Source organism: Vibrio sp. NH-UV-68 (genome assembly GCF_042940635.1).
In the GTDB taxonomy this organism is placed as follows: Bacteria; Pseudomonadota; Gammaproteobacteria; order Enterobacterales; family Vibrionaceae; genus Vibrio; species Vibrio pacinii.
This window is the reverse complement of sequence record NZ_CP134975.1, coordinates 1,063,634-1,090,067: the sequence shown is the minus strand read 5'-3', so window position 1 is coordinate 1,090,067 and position 26,434 is coordinate 1,063,634. Positions and strand designations below refer to the sequence as shown.

The 26,434-nt window shown below is 45.2% G+C and carries 25 protein-coding genes and 1 tRNA gene; 3 read left to right on the top strand and 23 right to left on the bottom strand.

Translation table 11 applies throughout. The features are described from left to right. Positions 1-19: 19 nt before the first annotated feature. Genes ViNHUV68_RS05085 through ViNHUV68_RS05070 form a run of 4 tightly spaced genes read right to left on the bottom strand, consistent with a single transcriptional unit; the run spans position 20 to position 4,908 of the window. Positions 20-1,303 carry an ABC transporter permease gene (locus ViNHUV68_RS05085; RefSeq protein ID WP_038174550.1) on the bottom strand — a complete coding sequence of 428 codons (1,284 nt, stop codon included), beginning with the start codon at positions 1,301-1,303 and terminating at the stop codon, positions 20-22. A gap of 2 nt (positions 1,304-1,305) precedes the next feature. Further along, positions 1,306-2,520, bottom strand: a complete 1,215-nt coding sequence (locus ViNHUV68_RS05080) for an ABC transporter permease (protein ID WP_391089665.1) — start codon at positions 2,518-2,520, stop codon at positions 1,306-1,308. Then, entirely contained in the window at positions 2,520-3,788 is a 1,269-nt protein-coding gene (locus ViNHUV68_RS05075; RefSeq protein WP_391089664.1) for a TolC family protein, read from the bottom strand. The genes ViNHUV68_RS05080 and ViNHUV68_RS05075 overlap by 1 nt, the downstream gene beginning before the upstream one ends. Beyond that, entirely contained in the window at positions 3,781-4,908 is a 1,128-nt protein-coding gene (locus tag ViNHUV68_RS05070) for an efflux RND transporter periplasmic adaptor subunit (RefSeq protein WP_391089662.1), read from the bottom strand. The genes ViNHUV68_RS05075 and ViNHUV68_RS05070 overlap by 8 nt, the downstream gene beginning before the upstream one ends. A gap of 347 nt (positions 4,909-5,255) precedes the next feature. Between ViNHUV68_RS05070 and ViNHUV68_RS05065 the strand changes: the two genes are divergently transcribed. Together ViNHUV68_RS05065 and ViNHUV68_RS05060 are read left to right on the top strand one after the other, a co-directional pair. Then, positions 5,256-6,572, top strand: a complete 1,317-nt coding sequence (locus ViNHUV68_RS05065; RefSeq protein ID WP_391089660.1) for an MBL fold metallo-hydrolase RNA specificity domain-containing protein — start codon at positions 5,256-5,258, stop codon at positions 6,570-6,572. Positions 6,573-6,806: 234 nt separating this feature from the next. Further along, a complete protein-coding gene (locus tag ViNHUV68_RS05060; protein ID WP_391089658.1) occupies positions 6,807-8,510 on the top strand; it encodes a hypothetical protein in 1,704 nt (567 codons plus the stop codon). Between the two features lie 118 nt (positions 8,511-8,628). Here the strand turns inward: ViNHUV68_RS05060 and ViNHUV68_RS05055 are convergent, their stop codons facing one another. The 7 genes from ViNHUV68_RS05055 to ViNHUV68_RS05025 all read right to left on the bottom strand — a co-directional run bounded on the left by ViNHUV68_RS05055 (position 8,629) and on the right by ViNHUV68_RS05025 (position 16,211). Continuing rightward, positions 8,629-9,033 (bottom strand): glycine zipper family protein, encoded by a 405-nt coding sequence (locus tag ViNHUV68_RS05055; protein WP_038176082.1) that lies wholly within the window; start codon positions 9,031-9,033, stop codon positions 8,629-8,631. 261 nt (positions 9,034-9,294) lie between these two features. Next, complete coding sequence (locus tag ViNHUV68_RS05050) at positions 9,295-10,989, bottom strand: methyltransferase domain-containing protein (protein WP_391089656.1); 1,695 nt, start codon at positions 10,987-10,989, stop codon at positions 9,295-9,297. Between the two features lie 237 nt (positions 10,990-11,226). Further along, positions 11,227-11,658: a hypothetical protein gene (locus tag ViNHUV68_RS05045; RefSeq protein ID WP_391089654.1), complete on the bottom strand. Its 432-nt coding sequence runs from the start codon at positions 11,656-11,658 to the stop codon at positions 11,227-11,229. Beyond that, complete coding sequence (locus tag ViNHUV68_RS05040; RefSeq protein WP_391089652.1) at positions 11,642-12,577, bottom strand: hypothetical protein; 936 nt, start codon at positions 12,575-12,577, stop codon at positions 11,642-11,644. The genes ViNHUV68_RS05045 and ViNHUV68_RS05040 overlap by 17 nt, the downstream gene beginning before the upstream one ends. Positions 12,578-12,876: 299 nt before the next feature. After that, positions 12,877-12,964 (bottom strand) — tRNA-Ser (locus ViNHUV68_RS05035). Between the two features lie 145 nt (positions 12,965-13,109). Further along, complete coding sequence (locus ViNHUV68_RS05030) at positions 13,110-13,559, bottom strand: L-alanine exporter AlaE (RefSeq protein WP_038176845.1); 450 nt, start codon at positions 13,557-13,559, stop codon at positions 13,110-13,112. A 222-nt stretch (positions 13,560-13,781) separates the two neighbouring features. After that, complete coding sequence (locus tag ViNHUV68_RS05025; protein ID WP_391089650.1) at positions 13,782-16,211, bottom strand: ATP-binding protein; 2,430 nt, start codon at positions 16,209-16,211, stop codon at positions 13,782-13,784. A gap of 129 nt (positions 16,212-16,340) precedes the next feature. Here ViNHUV68_RS05025 and ViNHUV68_RS05020 point away from each other — a divergent pair, with 129 nt between their 5' ends. Then, on the top strand, positions 16,341-16,910 hold the full coding sequence (locus tag ViNHUV68_RS05020) for a UPF0149 family protein (protein WP_391089648.1): 570 nt from the start codon (positions 16,341-16,343) through the stop codon (positions 16,908-16,910). A 70-nt stretch (positions 16,911-16,980) separates the two neighbouring features. On the opposite strand, the gene ViNHUV68_RS05015 is transcribed toward ViNHUV68_RS05020, so the two are convergent. The 12 genes from ViNHUV68_RS05015 to cydB all read right to left on the bottom strand — a co-directional run bounded on the left by ViNHUV68_RS05015 (position 16,981) and on the right by cydB (position 26,427). Next, positions 16,981-18,018, bottom strand: coding sequence for an ion channel (locus tag ViNHUV68_RS05015; protein ID WP_391089646.1), 1,038 nt, complete (start codon positions 18,016-18,018; stop codon positions 16,981-16,983). Between the two features lie 137 nt (positions 18,019-18,155). After that, positions 18,156-19,217: a quinolinate synthase NadA gene (nadA, locus tag ViNHUV68_RS05010; protein WP_391089644.1), complete on the bottom strand. Its 1,062-nt coding sequence runs from the start codon at positions 19,215-19,217 to the stop codon at positions 18,156-18,158. A 129-nt stretch (positions 19,218-19,346) separates the two neighbouring features. Next, the gene (ybgF, locus tag ViNHUV68_RS05005) at positions 19,347-20,114 is read right to left on the bottom strand and encodes a tol-pal system protein YbgF (protein ID WP_038176854.1); all 768 of its coding nucleotides are present in this window, start codon (positions 20,112-20,114) and stop codon (positions 19,347-19,349) included. Positions 20,115-20,129: 15 nt separating this feature from the next. Next, the gene (gene pal, locus ViNHUV68_RS05000) at positions 20,130-20,657 is read right to left on the bottom strand and encodes a peptidoglycan-associated lipoprotein Pal (RefSeq protein ID WP_038176855.1); all 528 of its coding nucleotides are present in this window, start codon (positions 20,655-20,657) and stop codon (positions 20,130-20,132) included. Between the two features lie 34 nt (positions 20,658-20,691). Then, positions 20,692-22,044, bottom strand: a complete 1,353-nt coding sequence (gene tolB, locus ViNHUV68_RS04995) for a Tol-Pal system beta propeller repeat protein TolB (protein ID WP_391089642.1) — start codon at positions 22,042-22,044, stop codon at positions 20,692-20,694. A 13-nt stretch (positions 22,045-22,057) separates the two neighbouring features. Then, entirely contained in the window at positions 22,058-23,128 is a 1,071-nt protein-coding gene (tolA, locus tag ViNHUV68_RS04990; RefSeq protein WP_391089640.1) for a cell envelope integrity protein TolA, read from the bottom strand. Positions 23,129-23,140: 12 nt separating this feature from the next. Continuing rightward, positions 23,141-23,584: an ExbD/TolR family protein gene (locus ViNHUV68_RS04985; RefSeq protein WP_038176860.1), complete on the bottom strand. Its 444-nt coding sequence runs from the start codon at positions 23,582-23,584 to the stop codon at positions 23,141-23,143. 5 nt (positions 23,585-23,589) lie between these two features. Further along, positions 23,590-24,288, bottom strand: a complete 699-nt coding sequence (gene tolQ, locus ViNHUV68_RS04980) for a protein TolQ (RefSeq protein WP_038176861.1) — start codon at positions 24,286-24,288, stop codon at positions 23,590-23,592. Continuing rightward, the gene (gene ybgC, locus ViNHUV68_RS04975) at positions 24,278-24,697 is read right to left on the bottom strand and encodes a tol-pal system-associated acyl-CoA thioesterase (protein WP_038177244.1); all 420 of its coding nucleotides are present in this window, start codon (positions 24,695-24,697) and stop codon (positions 24,278-24,280) included. Before ybgC ends, tolQ begins: the two co-directional genes overlap by 11 nt. Positions 24,698-24,869: 172 nt before the next feature. Then, on the bottom strand, positions 24,870-25,178 hold the full coding sequence (ybgE, locus tag ViNHUV68_RS04970; RefSeq protein ID WP_391089637.1) for a cyd operon protein YbgE: 309 nt from the start codon (positions 25,176-25,178) through the stop codon (positions 24,870-24,872). Continuing rightward, positions 25,171-25,278: a cytochrome bd-I oxidase subunit CydX gene (cydX, locus tag ViNHUV68_RS04965; protein ID WP_000270284.1), complete on the bottom strand. Its 108-nt coding sequence runs from the start codon at positions 25,276-25,278 to the stop codon at positions 25,171-25,173. The genes ybgE and cydX overlap by 8 nt, the downstream gene beginning before the upstream one ends. 12 nt (positions 25,279-25,290) lie before the next feature. Continuing rightward, entirely contained in the window at positions 25,291-26,427 is a 1,137-nt protein-coding gene (gene cydB / locus ViNHUV68_RS04960) for a cytochrome d ubiquinol oxidase subunit II (RefSeq protein ID WP_038176863.1), read from the bottom strand. Positions 26,428-26,434 lie beyond the last annotated feature (7 nt).

Here is a 26,434-nt window from a genome sequence, read left to right as displayed (position 1 = left end):
CTGTCGCGAATGATGGCTATTATTCACTTTGCAGCGCCTCCAGCGGACTTATTTTTGCGGCTCGGTGTGCTGGTAACCAAGCAGATATAACGCCGATGACCACCAAGCTGACAATCACAATCGCGACAACGGCCCAAGATAACTGGGGCACAGGTCTCCCCAACTGCTCATAAAAGGCATTGTCTTCAAAGCGAATAGAGCTGATGACATGAGCCAGCGAATAAGTCACGCTCAAACCAAGCACGCCACCCATCATCATGGTGATCAGCGATTGAATCAAATAGTGTAAACGAATGGCCAAAGGTGTGGCACCGACCGCCATGCGCACACCAATATCTTTAGCTGTTCGAGTGACCGTAGCGTACATGACGTTGGCAATCCCAACACCAGCCACGGCTAACGTTACGAAACCGATAATTCCAAGGAAACTTTGTAGACCAATCAAAAACTGCTGCATACTTTTTTGCTTAATAAACCTATCGTCGACCTGAACAACCTGTTCGTCATTGACACTGGCACCATGTTTGCGAGCGATCACTTGTCGAATTGTCTTGGCTAATTTTACTCGTTCTGCCTTCGCTTGCGGCTCTACGTTGATTCCGCTGATATCACCGTTGGTATGGAATCGTTGCCAAGTTGCTAACGGCACAAAACTTGAGTAGTTAATTTGGTCGCCTTGCTCAATTCTAGCGCTGTTCTTTTCTAACACACCAATCACGGTGAACTCTTCTTGACCAATTCTGACCTTTTTTCCGACCGGATTAACTTGTAAGGTCACTGGCGAAAACCAATTAAGATCATCGGCAGAATTGAACAAGTCCGTCGCCAGCGAGTAGCCTAAAACTATAACTTTACGCCTCTGTTGTTGATCAAGTGGGTTTAACCATCGTCCTCCAATAAGCGGCGCTAGATTGGTCATCTTGGAGAACTCGCTTGTCACGGCTAACGGATCTTGCCATGAAGTCCGATTGCCTAAAGTAATGGGTCCATTCCATCTCGCTGTTGGCGCAACTCGTTTCACTTCCGGCAAGGCTTGAACCACTTCTGCATCTTCGGCTTTAAGGGTGAAAGACTTACCCCTATAAAACACGCCGTACTCAACTGTCGCCATGCCTCCAGTCAAATAGATTAAATTGCCATTACCATTTTGTGCAATTTTCAAGACGCCAATACGAATCCCCTCACCCACCGCTAGCATAGAGGCAATACAAAACGTTGCCCACGCGACCGCGAAGATAGTCAGCCCCAGACGAAGTTTTTCTGCCATCATTTCTTGAAAGATCTGCCTCATCGGTAACTGCATGACTAAGCCCTCGAGCTCAAGGCAGCCACAGGGGTAAGACGCGATGCTCTTCTTGCAGGAAAATAAGAAGCCATCAATGCCAAAATGAAGGTGACTAATAACGACCAGACTATCGAAACTAAGGTAATAACTGGCGAACCTATCCACCTTGGTAACGTTAAGGTCGAGAGTACAAATACCCCAGCATAGGCGACTATTAAGCCCAGTACGGAGCCGACTACTACCAAGAGCATTCCTTCTAGCACAAACTGACTGAGTATCGATTTTTGCGTTGCGCCGATGGCCAAGCGGACACCAATTTCTCGTGTGCGCTCAGTCACCGAAAGAAACATGATATTTGCAACTCCCAGCGCACCAACGGCCATGGTCATAGCACCGCTAGCTCCTAGGAAGATCTGAATACCTCGAAATATCCCAGTAATGCGCGTGGCACCTTCACTAAAGTCAGGTAGCTTGATGGCGTCTTTGTCGCTCGGATCAAAATACAGTCGCTGAGCTAAAAAATTGATAATGTTGTGCCTAAATAACGATGGGGCGATTCCGTCAATAGGCTTGAGCAATAGCATCTGCAACTTAGCATCCCACACATCAAGATAAGTACTTTGTGGAATAAACACTTTACGACTTTCACCAAAGGAAATACTCATATCCTCGCCTTTGATGATGCCAATCACGACAAAAGGAATACTATTGACCTTGATACTCTCACCAATGCGCACGCCCCCCATTTTTGCAATTTGATCACCGAGTACCGCCACACGAGTATGATTGGCAATATCGCCAAAAGAAATATTGCGAGAACCAGTTTGCAATACACGTTGAGTTAAAGCAAAGTACCTAGGATCGATGCCGCTCACAGCATTTGTTAAGCTCTGCCCTTTAATGTTGGTGACATTTGCGTCCCACTTGGCGTAAACACCCGACGCATCACTGACAAAACCCGACTGTTTGATCATATCGATGTTGTCTAGAGAAATAGAGATCTGGCGTTTTGAGGGTAACCCATGCCATGATTTGCTGGTGCTTGATGGAAAAGCCACTTGCACATTGTTGACAAGAAAAGACAGCGACTGTGCCTGATGGCGATAAAAACCCTCTCCCAACGCGAGCAACACCACCACCGATATGATGCCCCAGGCAATGGCGATGACAGCTAACGCGCTTTTCATCCGTTGCGCGTTCAGCGTTTGCCAAATTTGCTGTAACAGACTCGCCATCAATTAAAAGCCTGCGAGATGCGTGTCATAGCGTTGTCATCTAGCTTGCCAGCCGTCTGCAATAAGCCTATTCGCTGGCGCCAGTAATTATAAAAATGAGTTTGCAGACTGTGCTTCGCCTCAAACAGACGATTGTGCGCACTGATAACATCTGACACTTCAAGCCTGCCCGCATCGTAGAGCTTTTCTTTGCTGCGTAGGATCTTATCTCGCAACTCAACCAACTCGCTTGCCATCAATACCTGGTTCCAGTTGATAGCGACTTGAGTAAACCGTTGGATAATGCGCTTGTGAATATCGATCTCAACTAGGCGTATATCTTGCTTAGCACTGAGAACATTGAGCGCCGCTTCGTCAACGTTAGCACGTGTCGCGCCATTAAGATCAATCGGGACATTCAGAGTAATACCCGCACTTAATTCTCCATTGGAGTGCCAGTCACTGTTCCTGTAGTCGACATTACCTTTGATTGTCGGGTAGTAACCACCCTGAGCCGATTGTTGAGCAAACTCGCTCGCTTTGACCTTCTGCGCAGCCACCAATAACGCAGGGCTGTTGTCTTTGGCTAGTTTAAGCCATTGATCCCGAGACTCTACCAACATAGGCGGTTTCACCAGTGAGTCAGTACGTATTTGATCTACTTTATCGGGCATCTGATCAATCAAAGCCGCAAGTTCTGCCTTGTTTTGTTCTAAGTCAGCTTGAGCACGTAAAATATTCACCTTGTCAGAGACTTGAGTTGCACGCAGTTCCTCAACGTCAATCGATTTTACTTTGCCCGCTCGATAACGCTTCTCTATAATTTCTAACCGCTTGTTGCTCTCTTCGAACTTACTCTTCGCTAACTGGAGGTCATCCTGTTTACTTGCCACATTTAAATAGGCCGACAATAGTTTTTCGGCAAGTTGGTTATGTGCCTGAGATAATTCCAGTTGAGATTTTAGGTAATTCGCCTGCGCCTGATCTAAATCTGACCACAAACGGCTATCCCAAATAGTTTGCGCAAGTGATGCGCCATAACGATTAGTGTTATCTGTACTTTCATTCCAATTTGCAGAGGCTGTTGCGCTTAACGATGGCACCAAAAAACTGCGACTAGATGCAACACCCGTCTCGCCTAACTGCACACCAATTTTGGCTTTCTCATAGCTAGGGTCACTCATTTTCGCCTGCTGCCACGCTTGCTCTATCGAGATAGCGTAACTTGGCCAACTCAGTACCGCTACCACTAGCGCACAAGCTACTTTAGGCAAATGCAGCTTAGCCATGGTTCGCGCTCATCATGCTGGTATCGATAACCTCTTGATTGAGCTCTACGCCCTCAAGCACTTCGACATTGATTCCGTCAGACAAGCCCAACTTCACCTGACGTTTATGGAAACCTTGATCTGAACTATCCGGGATCAGCACATTAGGCGTATCACCTTCAAATTGCAGCGCTCGCTCAGGTAGCACAAGTACGTTTTCTGATTTTTGTAGGGTGATCGTTGCCGTTGAAGAGAAGCCTGAACGCAACATTATCTCCGAAGGAATCGCCAACTCGCCGACCTCAACACCAAAACCATTGTCAAAACTCTCTGCTATGGCGTCTGGAGAGTTTAAGTTTTGTGACTGAATAGCGACTTTAGTTAGCTCCCCCTTAATGACCACATCCGAGTAAGGAGCAACGGTTAGCAATACTGGCATTCCTGGAAATAACTGGCTGGCATCTTGCTCGCTGACACTGCCTTTAAAAATGAGGTTATTCATATCGGCCAAAGACATCATCTCTGTTGCCGCCTGACTTGATTGAGTTGAAGTGATCGGTTCACCCACTTCCACTTTACGATTTAGCACCGTGCCGTCAATGGGAGCATAAATAGTCGAGGTTAAGCGCACCTGCCCAATCAACGCTTCGCCACTGCGAATTAGCTCTAGGTTCTGACGCTTTTGCAGTACACTGGCCCGAGCAGATTTAACCATCGAGCGAGCACTAACATACTCATCATAGTTATTAGGAATAATGTCTTGCCTAACCAGACTTTCTAGGTTGGCGAGTTTCTGTTTAGCCGATTCAAGCTCGGCTTCGCTGCGCATTAACTCAGTTGATGCGTTAGTCAATGCTTGAGGCGTAGGGTTTGGTCGCACTTTAATCAGTGCTTGCCCTTGTTTTACCTTCTCTCCTACTTGAACATAGATTTCTCCTACAATTCCATCGAGCTGGGATTTGATTAGCACCGAATGCGCCGGGACAATTTGACCGACGGCCACAGCTTGCTTCTCTAGTGTCCCTTTCCCTACCATTAAGGTCACAAAGGTTTTAGGTTGCATCGATGACTGCAGATAGGAATAAATCCCACTGCCGAGCAATACAACACTCACTGCGCAAGCAAGCCAAGTTTTCGCCATTATAGAATCCAATTATTGTCGTGTAGTTATTATTGTTGAGTAGTTCATATTGTTGTGTAGTTCTGTCGCGACTCCAAGTTCACAAAGTTCTGGGACAATGCACAACTTTAGGTAGATAACGTTGTAGCATTTTATCAGTACAGCCTTCCACCTCGTTAACCCAATATCGACCTAAACACTCTGTTCAACTCACTCTCATTCTCGCGCGTTGCCTCACAGCGATTGCATTGACTCATCACTCAGTTACCTGCAAAAGTGCTGAATGTTCGCAACTCTGATTGATTTTGATTTACTTACCGCTTGCTGGTCAGCACAGTTCAAGCAACAAGAGTTAATCAGAGTAAGTTATGCAGATTATCCACCACGGCGGTAAAGAGACAGTAACGGGTTCGTGCCATGAGTTCCGATCAAATGGCCAAGCGGTGTTGATTGATTGTGGGCTATTTCAAGGCGCTGATACCCGCCCATTGGATATTGAGTTTGACACCAAACCGCTCTGTGCCCTGCTGTTTACCCACACCCATATTGATCACATTGGCCGCCTGCCATGGCTGCTCGCGAACGGTTTTAATAAGCCGATTTACTGCACTGCAGCGACCGCAGAGCTTATCCCTTTGATGCTCGAAGACAGTTTAAAGCTGCAGCTCGGGTTAAAATACAAACAAGCACAGCGAGTTCTGAACCGCATCCGTAAGTTGTTGGTTGCCAAAGAATATAATCAATGGTTTCCGATTGATGCGCAGCAACCAAATGGCCTTTACGCTCGCTTTCAACCTGCGGGTCACATTCTGGGTTCGGCGTACATTGAACTGCAATTGCCCAATCAAGAGGTAGTGGTTTTCTCTGGCGACTTGGGGCCAAGTAATACACCATTATTACCTGACCCAGTTTCTCCTGAGCGAGCTGATTATCTATTGATTGAAACCACTTATGGTGACAGCAAACACGAAGAGATCGCGTCTCGCGCTGCGCGGTTGAAAGCCATTATCGACCGTTCATTACAAGATGGTGGATCGATCCTCATCCCTGCGTTTAGCGTTGGCCGAACGCAAGAGCTACTGTTTGATATTGAACAACTGATTCATGCCCACGATATCGACATTCGTCTACCGATTATTCTCGACTCCCCGATGGCGCAGAAGGTCACTCGATCTTATCGACGTTTTAAAAGCTTGTGGGGGCAAGAGGCCAAGCAACGCTTGCAAGCACGCCGTCATCCGTTAGCCTTTGAGCAATGCATCACGGTAGAAGACCACCGTACCCACCAGCGACTAGTGAACCGTTTAAAATCGACTGACGAGCCTGCGCTTGTGGTGGCGGCCTCAGGAATGTGCCAAGGCGGGCGCATAATAGACTACCTGAAAGCACTGCTGCCTGACCAACGAACCGATGTGATATTAGCCGGCTATCAAGCCGAGGGAACGCTAGGCCGTGCGATTCAATCGGGTGATAAGCAGGTACACATTGATGATGAATACGTCGAAGTTAACGCACATATTCACACCATGTCTGGCTATTCAGCCCATGCCGACAAGACCGATTTACTGCGCTTTGTCGAGGGAATAGAGCCTAAACCTAAACAAGTGCATTTGATTCATGGTGAGCCACAAACCCAGTCGTATTTTGCTCAAGAGCTGAAACAGCGTGGTTACTTGGTAAAATAACAACGGTCATCAGATAACGAGAAGCACCAAGCAAGCCCATTAAATGACAGCTGTATGGAACTTTAGAGACCAAAACAGCAAATAAGCTGTTTGTTATAAATTTAAATGTCTTAACGCTGTATTTTTTACTAGAATCATAACGTTAATCGATAATATTGATTTCCATATTAATTTTGCAATTGTGACTGGGTTATATCAATACCAGCACGATTGCTTCATAGGGAGATGCAAACGTTGGCAAACTTTATCCACTCAGTGTTTCAGCGCTTTCACTGTGCAATGATAAGCAAAAATAGTATTCAATTTGTTGCTCTGTTGTTGGTAAGCTTATTACCTTTCTCAAATGCATCCGCACAAACCATTTTTGAACAGTACGGAATACCTCACCACTTGCCTAAATATGGCATCAGCTCTCTGACACAGGGAGACCATATTGTTGAGCATGTAGAGAAGATCACCACCATTGATGGCGATGCCTCTAAGTCCTCTTTCTATTTGGTTCAAACAACCGATGACAAAGGCATCATAGACCTGCGAGTGAAATATTTTCCGGATCAACTTTCCCAAGATGAAGACGGTCTTTCGCTTGTTGATGATGGCGATGTAATTGATTCAATTGAATATTTATCAAGAACTGAGTACAAACTACGTCTGTATGCCGATAGTTATGACCAATCTTCGGTGGTGGTTAAAGAGATAGATGATAAAACCGCGATTGTGAGTTTCAATTATTCAAAATACGCACTACCGCAAGATGTCGCTTACTTTCGATTTATGAAAGTCGATGTCCATGTGATTGACCGTCAACCACAAAAAATGGTCATCGTGAACTCGGCACCATTCGAGTATGGCCGTTATATCATTGAGAACTACCATCAAGAGATCATATTCGACAAACTGAGTGATGGTTCACTGTACGTAAAAACAAAAGCGGTCACAGCAAAAGGTACCTTTAAAGGCAAGCCAGCAAAATTGGAAGTAACCACCACTCCCGTTGTTTTCTATGATGATGTGACTGGCATCGAAGTGAAAAACGAAGAACTGTTTAAAGTCGTCTCTGATCCGCGTATACGAGAGAAGAAAATCGAGCTCAACAGAACCTTCCCTATAATGGCGGATTTGGTTCGAAAACAAGGGATTGATTTACCCCTTCCCTACGGATTTTCCGTTGCATACCGCAACCAAGCGATGGACTTAGGCTTTGAAACCTTCAATCTAGGTTTAGGTGAAATTGGTTACACAAATTTAGACAAAGACTTTGACCCGAGTAAAAGCTTTGCGACAGTCAGCGCTGAAAGCATTTCACTGCGTGGTGATGTGTTTATTTTACCATTTTGGAACGTTTATGCGTTGCTAGGAAAGATCAAAGTGCGTGCCGATATTGATGCTCAATACACAGCGACTACGATGAATGAGATACGTAATCGCCTTAATGGAGACATCTTAAAGCTTGGTGATGCGCTGTGTGAATCATTAGCAAATAATGGATTACCCTTGTGTGATGAATCTCGGTTAGGTATTCCTATTAATCTAAATTACGATCTGGTCGGTGTTGGTACAACCTTAGCAATTGGCTATCGGGAGTTTTTTGCCACATTAAATGCCACCGTATCCCAGACACGTTTAGAGGGACAAAGCGATTGGGGAGACTCATTGTTAGTCGTTCAACCGATGCTTGGTTACCAGTTAGTAGACTATCGAGCACAAATCTTGGTTGGCGCAGAATATCAAGGTCTTGACTCTCGTCTTAGCGGCAACTTAGGCTACGTAGACTCATTAGGCGGTGACTTTGAATACGATGTCGGTGTTGAGATCAATGAGTGGGCTTACTTGGTTGGCTTTAACAAGCAGTTAGGCAGGCACTACAACGTGACGGCATTGTACAACAAAGGTGAAACGCGTGAATCGGTCACCATCAGCCTTGGTTATCGCTTCTAATTGTCCTTGATTTGACGTCAATAACGGTTTGTTTCAAACCATGATTTTATTCAAATTTAAGTCTATTCGCAGAGCTTGGTGCAATCAAATACTGATTGCACCAAGCAAACGACATTTATCAATTCAAAACAGTGTAACCTCTATGCACCATGCAGTTGCGGGTTACCTCAAATTTTTGCTCTTCACTTAACTCAGAAGCATGACGTTTTTCGGCTCGGTGGTGTAACGCGCCCCCAACCAGACCGATGCCAGCACCAACCTTAGCGCCATCGCTACCACTACCACCTGCAATGGCAGAGCCTGCTGCACCAAGTAGTGCACCTCTGGCGGTTGAACCAACAACACTCCTACCTGCAGAATCCACCTCTTCAGGTGACACTTGCTGCGCATATTGCTGACACTCATACATATCAGCATGATATTGGGTGGTATCAACACCTTTAGTGTCCACAATCACATTTGGCGTAGCATAGGCGGTACTTGTAACCACCAGCATAAAAGCCGCAACCTTTAGCGCTCTCATGATTTATCTCCAACAACTTTCAGTCACCGAAGTTTAACGCTGCAATACGATTAATCGCTATCGGATAAGAAGGATCATATCCTCGCTTTAAGTTGCAATGAACAGACGTGAGAGAAGCAGCATAATTGCACCTTTTAAGGTATGATGCACGATATTAACAACTATAGTCAAAGCTCTAAAACCCAAGATTAATTTGAAAAAGAATGGCTACAATCGCTTAAAGCTACGACTCAGAAAGTGCTGTGTGACATATTCGAAAGATTATAACCATTCGTTGATAAGTAAGCGGCTTTTGACGCCTCTAATTTGCAAATTCATTGCCTCAAACACTTCTTCGAAATCACGGCATTGCGGCGAAACATTAGGCAAAGATAAACACGCTTCTTGGAAAAAACGATCCTCACTCTCCGTTCCCAACCAAGCCATTGACCACCACTCTACAATTCGAGTTTTCGAATCCTGCAAACGCTGTTGGCTAGGGACACGATTTCTCTTGCTGTTGTTTTCTGCCGCTGTAGAAGGTAACAAATTCCATCTATCGTTATTGGGCCAATAAACAAAAGGCAAGCAGTGATCGATTTGATACGTCGACTGCAACTGTTGACCACTCCAAACACTCTCGACTCTACCTTGTCGCTGGGTAATTTGGTCTACACGTTTGCGAACAGCACGAGTATCATGATCTTTCTCTACCCAAACTAAATAATCATAGTAAGTCTGCAAAGAAATATTACGTGCTTGATTGCGACTATACTTTTGCATCTCCATCACCCACTGGTTAACCACCAGAGGTTCAATCCACGAATGGAATAATCGCAAGCACTCCCATAAACTCTCATCAAGAATAAAATAACCATAGCTTTCAAAGAAGTCTCGGTCTAACACGATGTTTTTCTTCTTACGTTTTGTCTTACGAGTAACGGAAAATACACAATTCTGTTTATCGCCGATATAGGTAAATTTCACTGGGTTTTGGATGATGGTATCGAGTGTATCTTTCAACGTTTCTTGAAGCGCTTTAGCCTCATCACCGACGAAAATAGAGCCTACTGCTAAATCGTCAACGCCAATATGTTTTATCTTGTGCCAACCATCTGGCTTTATGAAACCTAACCCCTTATTTGGATTGCTGTTTTGTTGGATATCACCAATATCGATTAAACGCTTAAACTGGCGTATCCAGTACAACGCCACGAGGCCCAGTGGGATTGCCACTTTACCATCAGTTCTGTCGACTACAGAACCTGAGTGAGCATCGGCAATCCGCAACAAAGTACGGAGTAACGCGAGTTTGTAGGTTGCCGCTTTATTGTCATTAACCACAATATGTCGAATTTTCGTCAAATCGCCTGAACCATCATCAGGTAAACTCATTACCACCGTTTGCCAAGTTACATCGTCTCGATTCAATGAGTCTGAATTCATCGATGACACATGTCGAACCACTAACGCAGAGTCTTTTGCCAATCGCTCTAGTTCTTCTGCACTAACGTCATACGATTGGCGTTTATCATTAAAATAACCATGCCTTAGTGTAATTACTAGCCGACCATTCGGTGCTAACAAATTCGATAATTTTCGGAAAGCACGTTCTCGATGAGAAGGCGCGACGTGCATCCACACTGCGCTCACTAGAATAAGGTCAAAGCGAACCCCCAAGTTAATCACTTTGTTCAGCGAAGGGAGTGAATCATCGATCCATGTAACATCGGTCCCAGTATGCTCTCGCCCTATCTTGCGCATCGCTTCTGCGGGCTCAACAGCAAATACATCGCAATGTTGCTCTGCCATCCAAAGCGCATCTCGGCCAATTCCAGCGCCAACATCCAAGACTCTATCTTTCGACAACGGCCAGAATGATTTCCACGAACCATGCACAGACTCGAAATTCGTCGCAGTGTATTGCTCGAAGCACTGCTGCGCATTGTTGTCGTAAAAAGAGATTGTTCTAGACATATATCCAACCAAGACAGAAACTTACCTTGATAATATATAGCTTGGTTGCATAGTGCGAGAAAGTATTGGATTTGAATGACCTTGTGAGAAGTGGGTCATGCTTATTAACGGAATGATTCAATACAGATCGAATATGGGCACCCAAAAAGAAAAAGCCAGAGGGGGGATCTCTGGCTTTAATATTTATTAAAATTCAGTTTCACTCGAACGCCATATAATGCACGCTACAAACTGGTTCTAGTTTATAGATTTAACATACATTAAGTGGATACCTGTAGGCGTAATCTTAGTTAAGTCACGGCTGTACACGTAACCGTATTTCTCTAGTAAATCGAGACTGTGATATGTCCACCCAGCCGCAAAAGCCACCCCTACTAATGCGAAGTAAAGGGTTATCTTATTCGCTAGTTGCATTGCTTTTGGAGAGTAAACCTTTCCAATTCCTTTCCCTTGATAAAGAGCTCTTGGAGACATCCAAAGTAGGCTAAGTACAGCCCCTAAACCACCAATGGGAACCCATAAAGTAATAACTGAAACTCTTACAACATCTGCTTTTTCTATCAGGGATATGTAATCCTTCATTACCCCACTGGAACAAATGAACCAAAAGCCAATACCAAACAAAATCAAAGCAGAACCCGACAGTCGAACCTTAGTTTTGGATTGCATGTTCTAACTCCCGAACGATAAGACTGGATATTTTATATTCGCCCCATAGATACTCAATTCCTACGTATGCAATAGCAATAAACACAGCTCCTACGAGAACTGGTGCGCTGTAGCTCGCAGCTATCCATAACATTGCCTCACCAGTCCCCATCTGAACTAAAAACTTAAACATGTCAGAGCCAACGTTACCGAACCAGTCAACTAAGTGGTAATCACTTTTGAACACTAAATCACTAGTGGCAATACTAGCCGATACGACAAACGTTAATATCCCTGCGCCTTTGAAGTTAGTTGCTCTTGCTTTAGGGCTAAACCCTGCTTGCTTTGACTTAAAAGAATTGAGTGGGTACTTTTTCCCATCCATGTTGATACGGGTACCATTTACAAACGCGTGCTTAAGCGCTTTACCATTCTGGTCTGTGCCATTGAATGCAACAAAGGTTTTACCTTTACTTTCGACAAGATCCGCTTTGATATTCATGTCACCAAATTGCTTGGCAATTGAAGCGGCATTGAACATTGGTTCAGTATGATTAAACCATGATTTAGCGGTGTTAATACTGGCAGCAATGGCCGCCACATCTTTTCCAGCTTCAAACCATACGTTATGTAAAATCTTATGAGCATCCTCAAGATCTACAATCATTACATGTTGATTGTTTTTCTTCATTTCCTCTTCAAGAGAGCACTCTAACCCCATTGAATCACCGAGTACTTGCGAAGCATTGCGTTGAGTTAATGTCTCTGCTCTTTGGTTTGCATAGCGCTCTTGGTTGGCTTGTACATAAGCCCAGTCCTTCTCAGATTGAGCATTACGTTCATCATGCTGTTTAGCTATTCGTTCTTTTGTGGATAAACGGGGAGGCTCAATAGAGGGAGGTGTATCGCCCTCTAACCAGCGAGTATTGTCTCTAATCATAAATATGTATTCCTCTTACTGTCGAACATAATACATGACAAAATTACGAGGCAAAAACTTGCTCAAGGCGAGAGTCAAAGGCAACACTTTCAAGCTGAATTCTGACAGACCAAACTCTTTGTCCTCTTCAAACAGCAGGGATAAGTCCTCTTATGCGAGTTAGGTGCTCTTTCTCCAGTAGCCAAACTGTAAAGGCCCAAAGTAATTTCCAGTTTTAAGCATATTTTTAAACTGAATACTTCACGAAAAATATTACAGGCATAAAAAAAGACGTCCTAGGACGTCTTTCTTCAAGAATGTGGCGGTGAGTGAGAGATTCGAACTCTCGATACGTTGCCGTATACACACTTTCCAGGCGTGCTCCTTCAGCCACTCGGACAACTCACCGAATCAAATTGTGGTTGGTATTGCTAACCAACGAGGCGCTAATTTAATGATTCTACTCAATTAGGTCAAGCCAAATAGTGAAAAAAAGACGGCTTAAAGCACTGTTTGGTTACTAACTAACTCATTTGATCGCCAATGCATCAAATTAAGCTTGTTGATAGTAACCAGGGACACGAAACCATTTACGGCAGATGTCGAGAAAGTAACCGTACAACACGCCCATCGCACATGATACAACCGCATTTGAGCTGACGGCGGTGATAATTTGCTCGGGTGCTGCGCCAACCGCAAATAAAATCGCAGCGTACACCGGAGACTGGAACAAAACGTACGCGACTAAGTCTGAAACATTCTTCATCTTACTGGTTGCCGATATACGCGAGCCTTGCTTAAGTACAAAATCACGAAACAGACCATATGGCCAAGCAATGGCAATGTTAACCGGAATCGAGAGCATTCTCGAGGCAAGCGACTGTTCAAATGACATACCAGAAACAAAGACTTCAATCAGCATTCCAGATATAAAGCAAAACACCACCATTGCAAAGGTATCCGCTGCTGCATTGCGAATACAAAAAGGCCCACGCGACTTCATCTTCACCTCAAAATATAAAACCAATCAAAAGACAGTTAAAAGAACCATTAACTGGACAACAAGCAACAGTGCAGTTAATGGCGCTATTAAAACATCAAATATGTAGTTTTAGATTTCAAATTAAATTATGAGGTGTGGATAAATGACCAAATTCTGTAATTAAGTTAGATTAAAGCACTGGTTTTGATGGAAACGTTCAAATAACAACCAAAAACAAGAAAGTTAGTAACAATAATCTTTAACCAAGACCGTCAATACATCCAATTCAGTTGCGCTTGGCATTTTACCTTGCTGCAAACTAACGTTGATGTCTTGAAGGCATTTTTGTAATTGTGGCGTAGAAATAGACTCAAGTGCCTGAGTAATGATCTCGTAGCGATTGATAGCATAAGGCAGATCTTGGTTTTCAATCGCCATATAGAACAGCGCTAACGCTTCTTCAAAGTCTATCCCACGGCCTTGCGCTGCAACTAACGAATGTTGGCGATATTGATAGAGTTTGTCTGAATAGGTCATTAACGCATCATCAAGCTCTATCTCATCGATGGGCTTCGAGATAATGAAATCGACACCAACGCCCATCATCCGCTCTCGCGTCTCTTTAAAGACATCAGCGGTACAACCAAAGATCAATACATTCGCTTTAGCACTATTGAGGCTGCGTATTGCAGCGGTGGCATCAACACCATCCATGACAGGCATATGGTTGTCCATCAGTACTAAGTCGTAGTTATCATTGACGATAGCATGAACACTGAGTTCTCCATTTTCTACCGTGTCACAAGAGAAACCTTTATTGGTCATGAAAGTGGTTAAGATAATGGCGTTGGTGCGGTTATCTTCCACAATCAATGCCCTGAGGCCGTGGTAATCTAGTTTCTTGTTTTCGGTATAATCTGTATACGCAGGTTCGCAGTGCTGTACTTTTAAACGTACTTCAAAGCTCGACCCAATCCCTAATTCGCTGGTAAGTTGAATGTCACCTTCCATTAAATCGCACAGCTGTTTCACGATCGCTAAGCCAAGCCCTGTTCCACCATATCGCCTTGTTGTAGAAGACTCGGCTTGCTCAAATGGCTTAAAGACTTTTTGCTGCGCTTCTTTCGCAATACCGATCCCCGTATCACGTACACGGATAAGTAAGTAGTCACTACCCTGACGCTGCTCTTCTTTGAAATACACCTCAACATAGCCACGAGAAGTGAACTTGACGGCGTTATTGAGTAGATTAAACAATACTTGGCGCACGCGAGCTTTGTCGCACATATACCAACGATCACTTGCGACCTCTGAGTAAACTTTGAACTGTAAGCCTTTCTCAGAACAAAGGGTGTAGTAAACACTATTGATACTGCCAATAATGGCTTCAAGCGGGAATGGGGCGCGCTCCAGCTCTAGATGGCCTTGCTCTACTTTAGAAAAATCGAGAATTTCATTGAGTAAGGTCATCATGTGCTCACCAGACTCGTACAGCGTCTTAAGGTGTTTGCGCTGTTCGTCAGTCAGGTCTGTTTTTAATAATATTTGCGCCGTCCCCAATACCCCATTCATTGGGGTACGGATCTCGTGTGATAAGGTCGCTAAAAAGGCACTCTTGGCTTTAGTCGACGCCTGCGCTTTGACTTTTTCGCGCTCTAAATAGATGGTTTTGTGATTGAAGGTATCGATTAAATACTTAATTTCATCTTGGCTATCATAGTGAGTCTCAATGATGCCCCCTTCCTTTGAAGCATCCACACTACGCGCGATGGCAATGATCGGGGAAATCAAAAAACGATCGATAAGGAAGTAACCAAACATCACACACACGAGCATTATCGGTACAATGCCCGCTTCTACTTTCGACACCACATCATAAACTTGATCAGCAACTAATTGGCTAGCATTAACCACTTCAACGCTCCAGCCAAGCCCACCAAACTGGTTACGGCCGATATAGATATTCTGTGTGAGCTCAAAATTGAATTCTGTAATCGTCTCGCCATAGCCATCACGTAAAAGCACCCCCAGACCATATTCTTCCGCATGCACTCGGACGAAATCAACAAGAGTCTCAAGAGAGATGTCCACCGTCGCTACCCCAGCGAATCGACCGTCAACGTAATATGGTGAAGAAGCGGTTATCATCTGGACATGGATAAACGGGTCGATATAAACGGGCGACCATGACACCGTTCCTTGCGGCTTATCAACCACCGACAAATACCACGACTCGTTCTCGTACCCGCCCAGTGCCGGGTTGTTCCATGAGTGTATTTGATCAATAAGCCCGTCACTGGCACGAGAAAAAAACAGGCTGGTATAAGCTTTATCGGTTGAGATTGAATGGGGTACCGGCCATATACCGCCACTCACCGTGACACCATCAATGACGGTAAACAGCTGACTAAGCTGCTCGGTTTGATGTTGTGGAGAGTCAGCGTTACTGCCAATACTGACGATGGCCTTTAAGATACCTAAAGAGATATTCACCGGTTGTTTGATTTGTTCTGATATTAGCTCAGTCCGCAGGTCGAGGTTTTGCTTGAGCTGATCACGCGTTGGAGGTTCAACCACAAGGTAGCTGATCGTCCCTATAAGGGCGATCACAAGCGCAAGGTAGATAGCTAGCGCAACAATACTTTTCCTTTTGAGCGATGAACGTATATCCATAAATCTTTGAATTTTGTGTATTTATAAGAAATTATAGCGAATATATCACCACAGCAACCTTTTTATCTCACTGTTTGACTGTGATACCATCACGTCATTACTATTCTAGCTCGATATAGGATGTCTGTTTTGACACTACAACAACTACTTGCCCTGCCTGAACTTGAGGGAAGATTAATCAATGAAGCCAAGACCCAAGGCTTTGTCACGGCCATGGCAGCGGCGCCAAACATACTCCCTCCTAACGAGTGGCTGCCATTTTTGTGGGGTGGCGAGGAAGTCGCACCATTTAGTGACGGTGAGCAGTTAGAGTCTTATATCGAACATATTATTGCGATGTGGAACGACTATCGCCCGGCATTACTTGAAAACCGCTGGCAATGGCCACAAGGCTGTGCATTAAATGATGAAGAGATCGTCACTGAATCTACCCGCGAGTTTTGCGAAGGCGTATTGCAAGGGTGGCAACTTACTCGTGATGATTGGGAAACCGTAATGCCAGAAGAGAGCGAAGATAATGCCCTACTCGGCGGCGTGCTACTGTCATTGAGTATGCTTTATGATCCAGAAACCTCGATTGCGACATTGGCAGAGCAAGGTATTCAAGGACTAGAGCAGTTTGAAGAGATTTTCAACGCAATGCCAACCATGCTTAGCGGTCTAACAATGCGCGCTAGTATGCTTGCAGAACAAGCTTAAATCAGACTGGTAACAATCAAAAACGCAGCAAGAACGCTGCGTTTTTTTTGTTTTTATCACGCTGGTATCATCACGTTGTAATCGAGCGCCAGTTTAAGTGCTCGATACGTTCATCAGCAATATAGAACACCTTAGCGCCTGGGGTTATTTCTCTATCCAGATCTGGGTTTAACTCGATGCCTTGACCAACATCAAGGGCAATCAAGGTGGCTTGGTAATGACGCTTCATAAAATCGAACGCCACATCGACCGAAATAGCCTCAAGATCTTGAGGATAGATAGTTGAGTACTGCGTCATGCCACGTGTCGATGCCAATAGCTCTTGATGGAGAGCGCTTGAACCTGGGTCTACCGCGGCTTTGGCGAGCATTTCAGCACCTACCGCCGGGATGCACTCCGCATTTGGGCAGTGTTGGCTGAGTAAATGGCTTAGCGCTTCATCTTTAAAATAAGCAAGTAGATGAGCAGTAGGATTAATATTGGTGCAATAGAGCGCGGCTGACAGGGTAATATCATCTTCCATGTTATCGACGACAATACAGCTGGCCTTATCGATGGCTGCTTTTTCCATCTCTTGTCTATCGGTATAACTGTTAACTTTTACAAAGCCAATTTCACCTGGCAGCGGGTTTTCGATATCGGAACGGCTGCATAATACAATCGGTCGCTTACCTGCTTCTTCGTGTTGCAGCATACGAATTAAGTGCATGGTACGTTGACCATTCCAACCCAGTAATAAGATATGATTTTCCACACCAACTCTCCGTTTTCCTAATATACCTGCACGCCAGTACTCAACCGCCCCTGAGGCTAAACGGCCAATCAACGCCGCAAATAGTGATAATCCTCCGGGGATGACAAATAAGATCACCACCCACTTTCCTAAAGGTGTCACAGGTGAATGATCGCCATAACCGACCGTGCTTGCCGTCACCATCAAGAAATAAATGAATGTCGACACCTCTTCTGTTAACGCCTGTTCACCGCTCAGGCGCAACAGCAGCCAAGACAACGCAATATACGTAAACAGTAAGATAAAAAGATTACGATTGCTTAAGCTAAACAGATGGGAGTGGAGCCACTTTCTTACTACGATCCAAACTGTCATAACGCTCCTTATTACCTTATTTCACTCTAAGTCATTGAATAAATTCAACATAGCTTAGAAACAAGAAATGATATCATAGCGAAGATGTTACAAAGCCAGCTCACAGGCTGGCTTTCATCGCTGTCAACACATGCGGTTTATGCGTTGCCTTTGACTTGCATGTTCAGCTGCTCAGCAAAGTCGAGCATACGATTAAGAGGAATCAATGATTTAACGCGTAGCGCTTCATCAACAAAGATTTCATGATCCTCACCGCCATCACGTAGCGCAGTTTCAATCGCTTTTAATCCGTTCATCGCCATCCAAGGGCAATGTGCACAGCTGCGACACGTTGCTCCAGCACCTGCTGTTGGCGCTTCAATCAACTCTTTTTCTGGCACCAATTGCTGCATCTTAAAGAAGATACCTTTGTCGGTGGCAACGATCATTTTTTGCTGAGGCAGAGCTTTCGCCGCTTTGATCAATTGGCTAGTAGAGCCGACCGCATCGGCCAATTCGACTACGCTCGCTGGTGATTCAGGGTGAACAAGAATAGCCGCATCTGGGTAGACACTTTTCATCTTACGCAATGCATCAGCTGAAAATTCATCGTGTACCACACACTCGCCTTGCCACAGCAACATATCTGCACCAGTTTTATTGGCAATATATGAACCTAAGTGACGATCTGGCCCCCAAATAATCGGCTTATCTTCAGCATCAAGGTGTTCCACTATTTCCAATGCAATGCTTGAGGTCACCACCCAATCGGCGCGCGCTTTCACGGCCGCCGAGGTGTTGGCGTAAACCACAACCGTATGATCAGGATGGGCATCACAAAACTGTGAAAACTTGTCGGCTGGACAGCCCAAATCAAGAGAACACTCGGCTTCAAGCGTCGGCATTAAGATACGCTTTTCAGGCGTCAGAATTTTTGCTGATTCGCCCATAAAACGCACACCCGCGATGATCAGCGTACTGGCCGGATGACGATTGCCAAATTTGGCCATCTCTAGCGAGTCACCCACAAAGCCGCCAGTCTCTTCTGCTAGTGCTTGGATCTCTGGGTCGGTGTAGTAATGGGCAATCAAAACCGCGTCTTTTTCTTTCAGCAGCGCTTTGATGTTGTCAATATGCCCTTGCTGCTGCTCTTTGGTAAGCGGTGCAGGTTTTGCTGGAAATGGGTAAACGGTCTCTATTTTGTCTAATATGTGGCTCATTGCTCTTGCTCTACGCAACTTCCTATAATCCGGCTATTGTAACCTTAACGTTGGCGTAGATGCCAGTTTCGCTCAATAGCAGAATAAAAAAAGGAGCGACTGGCGCTCCTTTTTTACTGTTGGGTAAGACTACAAATGCTCTTGCGCCAATTTAGCCGAGGCACTATTTGGATACTCGGCAACAACTTGCTGATAGTACTTAGTCGCTTGCTGTTGGTTATTATTGCGCTGGGCGAGATCACCCAACTTAACCAACGCATCGGCACGCTTATTAGACTCTTTGTACGCCACTACCGCGGCAAAACTCTTCGCGGCTTCTGTATCTTGCTTTTTGGCAAAATAAAGTTGGCCTAACCAATAATGTGAGTTAGGAGTAAAGCTGGATTCCGGATAATCGTTTTGGAACTGCTTGAAAGCAGTAATCGCACCGGTGTAATCACGCTTTTTCAGAATTAGGTCGACCGCATTTTGATACGCGGTTTGTTCGTCAACGTCAGAGCTGAAAGTCCCCGCCTTTTCTGGTTGACTATCACTCACCTGCGGAGTTTCTGCAGGGCTTGCGACTTGCGAGCGCAGTTTATCTAATTCGATAAACAGTTCACGTTGACGCTGCAACATTTGTTGCATGTCGTAAGTGCTTTTTTCTAGCTGACCACGAAGGTTGCTGATTTCGAGTGACATATCATCAAGCTGCTGCTGCATTTGCAACTGAACTCGATTACGATTTTCCAATAGGCGCTCTAAGCGCTGGACATCGGTTTCATTAGAAACTGAAGACGTGGTGTTGACAGTGTTGCTGCCGCTTAGATCGGATACTGGAGCTGGTGCAGCGAACGCATGGCTCGCTGCACTTGCCAGTAACGTAAGCGTAACAACGCGCTTAAGGTTACTGAACATCAGGTATTTCCTTTATTAGTACACTAGAACTGCGCGGCGGTTCTTAGCGTATACATCTTCTGATTGACCTAGAAGAAGTGGTTTCTCTTCACCGTAGCTTACGATAGAGATTTGGTCAGCTTGAACACCTAAAGCTTGTAGGTACTTAGATACCGCGCTTGCACGACGTTCGCCTAGTGCGATGTTGTACTCTGGAGTACCACGCTCATCAGCATGACCTTCAACCGTCACGTTTAGTGCAGGGTTCTTGCTTAGGTATGCTGCGTGTGCTGCTAGCATCTCTTCGTAGTCGCCAGCAATCGTCGCGTTGTCAAAAGCAAAGTAGATGGTTTGAGTTTCGCGTAGCGCTTGCTCTTTTAGTTCTTGCTCTGACAGTTGACCGTTTGCATCAAGTGGAGACACAGCGGTGTTATCAACAGTTTGAGTTTGATTAGTCTGAGTAGAACCAGATGCATTTGCCGCGTCATCGCTTGAGCTACATGCAGTAACTGCAAGTACTGGTAGCGCAATTAGAAGCCCTTTAAGAACTTTGTTAAGTTGCATTATTATCGTTTCCTTTGTTATTGATACTTACTTGCTACAAAAACGGTGACCATGCAGGTGCACGAACTCGACCATTTGTTGCCGGTAATCTTGCTTTAAAGCGTCCATCAATAGAGACCATTGATAGTACATTTTTCTGGTTGTAGATCGAGCTATAAATGACCATCCCACCGTTTGGTGAAATACTCGGAGACTCATCTAACAATGTTTTGGTTAATATTTCCATCGCCCCAGTTTCCAAATCAAGCTTGGCGAGATTAAAGCCCGCGTTGCTACGATTAACCATCACTAAGAAGCGACCGTCTGGGGTAATTTGACCACCTAAGTTTTGGCTACCCTGCCAAGTTAAGCGGTTGGCTGAACCATTTGCCAAATCTACTTGATAAATTTGAGGTTTTCCACCCCGATCGGAGGTAAAGATAAGAGATTTACCATCTGGATGCCAATACGGTTCCGTATTATTAGATCGACCACGAGTTATTTGAGTCAGTTTTCTTGTGGTTAGGTCAAGTGTATACACTTGTAAGCTGCCCGTTTTAGACAATACTAGAGCAAGCTGACTGCCATCAGGTGAGAATCTTGGCGCACCATTATGACGCGGGTATGACGTCACTTTCTCACGTTCACCGGTGTAGATGTTCATGATGAAAATCTCAGCTTGACCGTTTTGGAAGCTAACATAAGCCAGCTTCTGACCATCTGGAGACCAAGCCGGAGACATCAAGGGTTGCTTCGAACGTAACACTAAACGCTCGTTGTAGCCATCATAATCCGCCACGCGCAGTTGATAAGGAAAACTGTCACTATCGTTGACAACTACATAAGCAATGCGCGTTAAGAAGGCGCCCTTTTCACCCGTTAAAGCTTCATACACCAAATCAGAAATGCGGTGTGCATACTCACGCATGCGCTTACCGGGCACAGTGGCACGTTTATTAAATAACACATGATCTTTTGACAGTACTAACTGGCCATCATTGCTTAACGCTTTGCTCTGACCTTGCGTTAACTGACCACGCACCACGTCAACCAATTGATAATTGATCACGTAATTGCCTTCAGCATCTTGTGTAATCGAGCCTGTGACTAACGCATCAACCCCAAGTCCGGTCCAAGCATTGAAGTCGACTTCGGCTTCGCTGTACGGTGTTTGTGGCATCTTACTCGTCGCAACCGGGCTAAACTTACCGCTGCGCTGTAAATCGGAGGCAATTACAGACGAAACGTCTTGAGGCAATTTACCCGGGCCATCCCATTTAAATGGCACAATAGCGATGGGACGCGCCGAGTCGATACCATCAGTAATGACCAACTCTAACGCGGCATTTGCCGTTTGAACTACGCTCAACAACGTGAGCACACATCCTATTACTAGTCGCTTTAACACAAGCTATTCCTTATCACTCAGGTACTACGGTTAAATTGATATTCTTAACTTTGTTGACGATATCCGGGTCTTTCGGCAATGGAAAACTGCTTACACGAGCCACGGCTCGCTTGGTTGCCGCACATAAACGACTGTCGCCCTCTAAAACCGAGAGATTGCCCAAAATCGCATCTGCTCCAGTTGGGATCAATCGTAAGTTAACTCGGCAGGACTTTCCCCGAAAGCTGTCCTCCAACAATAAGTTTTGTTTGATCAGCTGCGTATAAATCGCACCATAACGCTGTGCTTCATTGGCAACAAACTTAGAGCGCGCTGAGGTATTCAACTCAACTTCCGATTCAAGGCCAGCAAAAATATCATTTAGTGCGGCTTCTTGCTCTTTACGCTCTCGCTCAATACGCTCTAAACGTTGCTTTTCTTTACGAGCTTTTTCCGCCGCTTCTTTAGCGGCCTTCTCTTTCGCTATCCGTTCTTGTTCCGCTTTAGCGGCGGCTTCACGTTCGCGACGGGCTTTTTCTTCAGCCTCTTTCGCAGCCTTTTCGCGTGCCACTCGCTCTTGCTCTGCCTTAGCGATGGCAGCCTCTTTGGCTAAACGTTCTTGTTCAGCCTTTTTGACTGCTTGCTCTTTCGCTTTACGCTCTTGCTCTAGCTTAACCGCGCGCTGCTTTTCTTCTTGAGCACGTTTTTCTTCAGCTTGGCGCTCTTTTTCTTTTTCTGCGCGACGCTTTTCTGCCTCACGAGTCGCTTTAGCTTCTTTAACTTGCTGCTCTTTGAGCTTGCGAATACGCTCTTCTTCTATCTTGCGATTTTTTTCGAGCTGTTCGCTTTCACGACGCAGTTTATCAAGGCGATCTTGTTCTTTTTTCGCCGCCGCTTCACGCTGACTACGAATTTGCTGCGCCTGTTGCTTAACCAGTGCCGGATCAATGACCACCGCCTGAACCATTCTGCCGCTCGGCTCTGGCTTAGACATGGTAAAGTCAGTGCCCCAGATAAGGGCGATAATCAATAACGCATGCAAAGCAACCGAGATTAAAATCGGCTTTTTGTAGTCGCTACTTTTTTTAATTTGCTTCTCTTTCATGAATCGCGAACGTTATTCCTTTATGTCCGTCAGCAACCCGACTTTCGGGATACCAGCGCGACTCAATTCGTCTAAAACCAAAACCACATCAGCGTATGGAGTGGCTGCATCTCCACCCACCGCAACCGGTGAATTGGGTTTAAGTGATAACTCAGCTTTGACACGAACAATCACATCTTGCAATGAAATACCGCGCGTGACTTCTTCATCATTGACACTGAGTCCCAAATTACCCTCTTTGTCGATTTCAACAATGATAAAGCTAGCATCACTGTCACCAGCAAGATCGGAAGCTGGTTTGGCCGTGGCGGTTTTTGGCAATTCAACATCTACCCCTTGGGTAACAAAGGGAGAGGTGACCATGAAAATGATCAGCAGCACCAACATAACGTCGATGTAAGGAACCACATTGATCTCAGCCGTCAGTTTTCGCTTTTTCGTTTGGTAACCAGCCATTACCATTAATCCTTATGCACTGTGTCTCGTCCAGCCATGGCTTGACGGTGCAAAATACTGTGGAACTCTTCAGAAAACGTCGCATAGTTGTGCTCAAGCTTACCCACTTGGTTGCTAAGGCGGTTATAGGCCATAACAGCAGGAATCGCGGCAAATAAGCCCATCGCGGTTGCAACCAAGGCTTCAGCGATACCCGGAGCCACCATGGCTAATGTCGCTTGCTTGACTTCACCTAAGGCGATAAACGCATGCATGATGCCCCATACCGTACCAAACAAGCCGATATATGGACTGATCGAACCGACTGTTGCCAAGAAAGGCAAATGGCTTTCTAACTCGTCAACTTCACGCGCGACCGCAACACGCATGGTGCGCCCAGTGCCTTCCATAATGTAATCTGGTGAACCGGAATTGGATTTACGTAAACGCGCAAATTCGGTAAAACCTGAATAGAAGATCTCTTCAGTGCCCGTTAATTCATCTTTGCGTTTTTTAGCATTTTGATAAAGGATCGACAGGTCAGTCCCCGACCAAAACTGGTCTTCGAATTTTTCGGTATCTTTCGCGGCTTGTGACAATACTTTGCTGCGTTTGATGATCATCGCCCAAGAAAGGATCGACATACCTAAAAGAATCAGCATTACCATTTTTACAAGCAGACTGGCCTGCAAAAACAGATCGAGCATCGAGATATCAGCGGTCACTGTAAGTTAACTCCATCACTATTGATTTAGGCATCGCTTTCGGCCTCATTTTTTTATTATCGATACATGCTACCTTAACCATTGCTTTACACAATGTCTTGCCATCATGATTAACGATCTCCTGACAGAAGACCAATGAGGCTTTTTTCAGGTCAGCAATTTTGGTCGTCACTGTCAGGTGGTCATCAAGACGTGCGCCTTGTAAGAAATCGATGTCCATGTGTCGGACTACAAAACCTAAGTTTTGTTCCAACAGTACCTGTTGCGACACACCAATTGTGCGAAGCAGTTCTGTTCTTGCCCGCTCAAAGAATTTGAGATAGTTCGAATGATACACAACGCCACCGGCGTCAGTATCTTCGTAATACACCGTCACCGGCCATTCAAAAATCGCAGCTTGCTGTTGCACCTTACTATCCACCAGTGAATTATCCACCAATTACTTTTCTAGCTAGATACTATAACGCAACTCGTCACCCACAATGCAAGGGTAAATCGATGAATTCAAAGCTTGAAACAAAAAAAAGCGCTCACTCTTCAATGAGTCGCGCTTTTTTTATACAACCGGTTTTACATTAAGCTCAAAACGAGGCTAAACGCAGTACCGACAAATAAATTAAGATGGTCAAACTGCAATAAGGGCTGAACAACAACTGCCAGTACCAATTGCGTGGTTTAAAACCCAGTCCAAATACCATACTTGAGCACACTGCCCAAATTAGCAGCGGGGAAATCAGGCCGTTAAAGCCGCCAATCGATGCTGCATAGAGTTCTGGATTCCACATTACCATTGCGACATGGTAAAAACCAAGAACCAGAGATAAGGCTCTCAAAAGAGCCTTATCAACAGGGGCATGAAGTTTCGCCACCTGCTCAGAGAGATTACTCACTGTCTTTGTCCATCATTTCAGAGTGCTCTAACCAAAGAGCGTTGATGATGCCAAATGCACAAGCTAATAGTACACCTAGAATCCATGCAAAATACCACATAGTCAATGCTCCTTAGTAAGCTGAAACGTCGTTGTCTTCGATGTGCTTGTTATCTAGACGACCGAACATTTTGTAATAAGTCCAAGTCGTGTAGCCAAGAATCACAGGAACCATCACAGCGGCAACCGCCGTCATTAGGCCTAGCGTCAACTCGCTTGCTGTTGAGTCCCACATGGTTAAGCTGTGGCTAGGCACAAGGCTTGACGGCATGACAAACGGGAACATAGCAAAACCGGCGGTTAAAATCACACCAGCATTGGCCAAACTAGAGAATAGGAAGGCAAAGCCACCACGCTCTAGACGAGAAGCGACCACGGCAAGTAGCGGCATAAATACCCCTAAGATCGGTGCCGCCCACATCGCTGGGTAGGTTTCAAAGTTTGTCATCCAAGCACCCACTTGAGTCACCACTTCTTTGTTCAATGGGTTTGAATCGGCGAAGGTATCTAGGGTACTGGTAAGGACATAACCTTCAATAGACTGAACCCAGAAGCCACCTAGTACAAACAGTGCAACGACAATCAGACCTGCAATCTGCGCGGTATTACGAGCACGGGCATGCAGCGCTTGAGTGGTTTTCATCTGTAACCAGGTTGAACCTTGAAGCACAAACAACATCAGGCTTAATACACCACATAGCAAAGCAAATGGATTAAGCAGAGCAAAGAAGGTGCCTTTGTATTGAGACATCAATAAGTCATTGAGTTCAAATGGGACACCTTGTAGCAGGTTACCAAAAGCGACACCGAAGATAACCGGAGGCACTGCACCACTGAAACAGATAGCGCCATCCCATACATTACGCCACTGTGGGTTTTCGATTTTTGAACGGTAGTCTAGGCCCAAAGGACGTAGCCAGAGCGCCGCAAGGGTAATATACATTGCCAGGTAAAAACCTGAAAATGACGTGGCATACACAAGTGGCCATGCTGCAAACAAAGCGCCACCAGCGGTAATTAACCAAACTTGGTTACCATCCCAGTGCGGTGCGATGGTGTTGATCATCACACGGCGCTCTGTGTCAGTTTTACCAATCACAGGCACAAGCGCGCCCACACCCATATCGAAACCATCAGTCACAGCGAAACCAACCAGTAGCACCCCAATCAGTACCCACCAGATGAATCGCAAGATTTCATAATCAAACATTGTTCTC

What these genes read in the sequence shown, in the direction of transcription:
- ViNHUV68_RS05045 (WP_391089654.1), bottom strand. Translation starts at nt 11,658, where the DNA reads ATGCAATCCAAAACTAAGGTTCGACTGTCGGGTTCTGCTTTGATTTTG.
- ViNHUV68_RS05085 (WP_038174550.1), bottom strand. Translation starts at nt 1,303, where the DNA reads ATGCAGTTACCGATGAGGCAGATCTTTCAAGAAATGATGGCAGAAAAA.
- ViNHUV68_RS05080 (WP_391089665.1), bottom strand. Translation starts at nt 2,520, where the DNA reads ATGGCGAGTCTGTTACAGCAAATTTGGCAAACGCTGAACGCGCAACGG.
- nadA (WP_391089644.1), bottom strand. Translation starts at nt 19,217, where the DNA reads ATGAGCCACATATTAGACAAAATAGAGACCGTTTACCCATTTCCAGCA.
- ViNHUV68_RS05055 (WP_038176082.1), bottom strand. Translation starts at nt 9,033, where the DNA reads ATGAGAGCGCTAAAGGTTGCGGCTTTTATGCTGGTGGTTACAAGTACC.
- pal (WP_038176855.1), bottom strand. Translation starts at nt 20,657, where the DNA reads ATGCAACTTAACAAAGTTCTTAAAGGGCTTCTAATTGCGCTACCAGTA.
- ViNHUV68_RS05030 (WP_038176845.1), bottom strand. Translation starts at nt 13,559, where the DNA reads ATGAAGTCGCGTGGGCCTTTTTGTATTCGCAATGCAGCAGCGGATACC.
- ViNHUV68_RS05050 (WP_391089656.1), bottom strand. Translation starts at nt 10,989, where the DNA reads ATGTCTAGAACAATCTCTTTTTACGACAACAATGCGCAGCAGTGCTTC.
- ViNHUV68_RS05070 (WP_391089662.1), bottom strand. Translation starts at nt 4,908, where the DNA reads ATGGCGAAAACTTGGCTTGCTTGCGCAGTGAGTGTTGTATTGCTCGGC.
- ViNHUV68_RS05065 (WP_391089660.1), top strand. Translation starts at nt 5,256, where the DNA reads ATGCAGATTATCCACCACGGCGGTAAAGAGACAGTAACGGGTTCGTGC.
- ViNHUV68_RS05025 (WP_391089650.1), bottom strand. Translation starts at nt 16,211, where the DNA reads ATGGATATACGTTCATCGCTCAAAAGGAAAAGTATTGTTGCGCTAGCT.
- cydB (WP_038176863.1), bottom strand. Translation starts at nt 26,427, where the DNA reads ATGTTTGATTATGAAATCTTGCGATTCATCTGGTGGGTACTGATTGGG.
- ViNHUV68_RS05015 (WP_391089646.1), bottom strand. Translation starts at nt 18,018, where the DNA reads ATGACAGTTTGGATCGTAGTAAGAAAGTGGCTCCACTCCCATCTGTTT.
- ViNHUV68_RS05075 (WP_391089664.1), bottom strand. Translation starts at nt 3,788, where the DNA reads ATGGCTAAGCTGCATTTGCCTAAAGTAGCTTGTGCGCTAGTGGTAGCG.
- ybgF (WP_038176854.1), bottom strand. Translation starts at nt 20,114, where the DNA reads ATGTTCAGTAACCTTAAGCGCGTTGTTACGCTTACGTTACTGGCAAGT.
- cydX (WP_000270284.1), bottom strand. Translation starts at nt 25,278, where the DNA reads ATGTGGTATTTTGCATGGATTCTAGGTGTACTATTAGCTTGTGCATTT.
- ViNHUV68_RS05040 (WP_391089652.1), bottom strand. Translation starts at nt 12,577, where the DNA reads ATGATTAGAGACAATACTCGCTGGTTAGAGGGCGATACACCTCCCTCT.
- ViNHUV68_RS04985 (WP_038176860.1), bottom strand. Translation starts at nt 23,584, where the DNA reads ATGGCTGGTTACCAAACGAAAAAGCGAAAACTGACGGCTGAGATCAAT.
- tolA (WP_391089640.1), bottom strand. Translation starts at nt 23,128, where the DNA reads ATGAAAGAGAAGCAAATTAAAAAAAGTAGCGACTACAAAAAGCCGATT.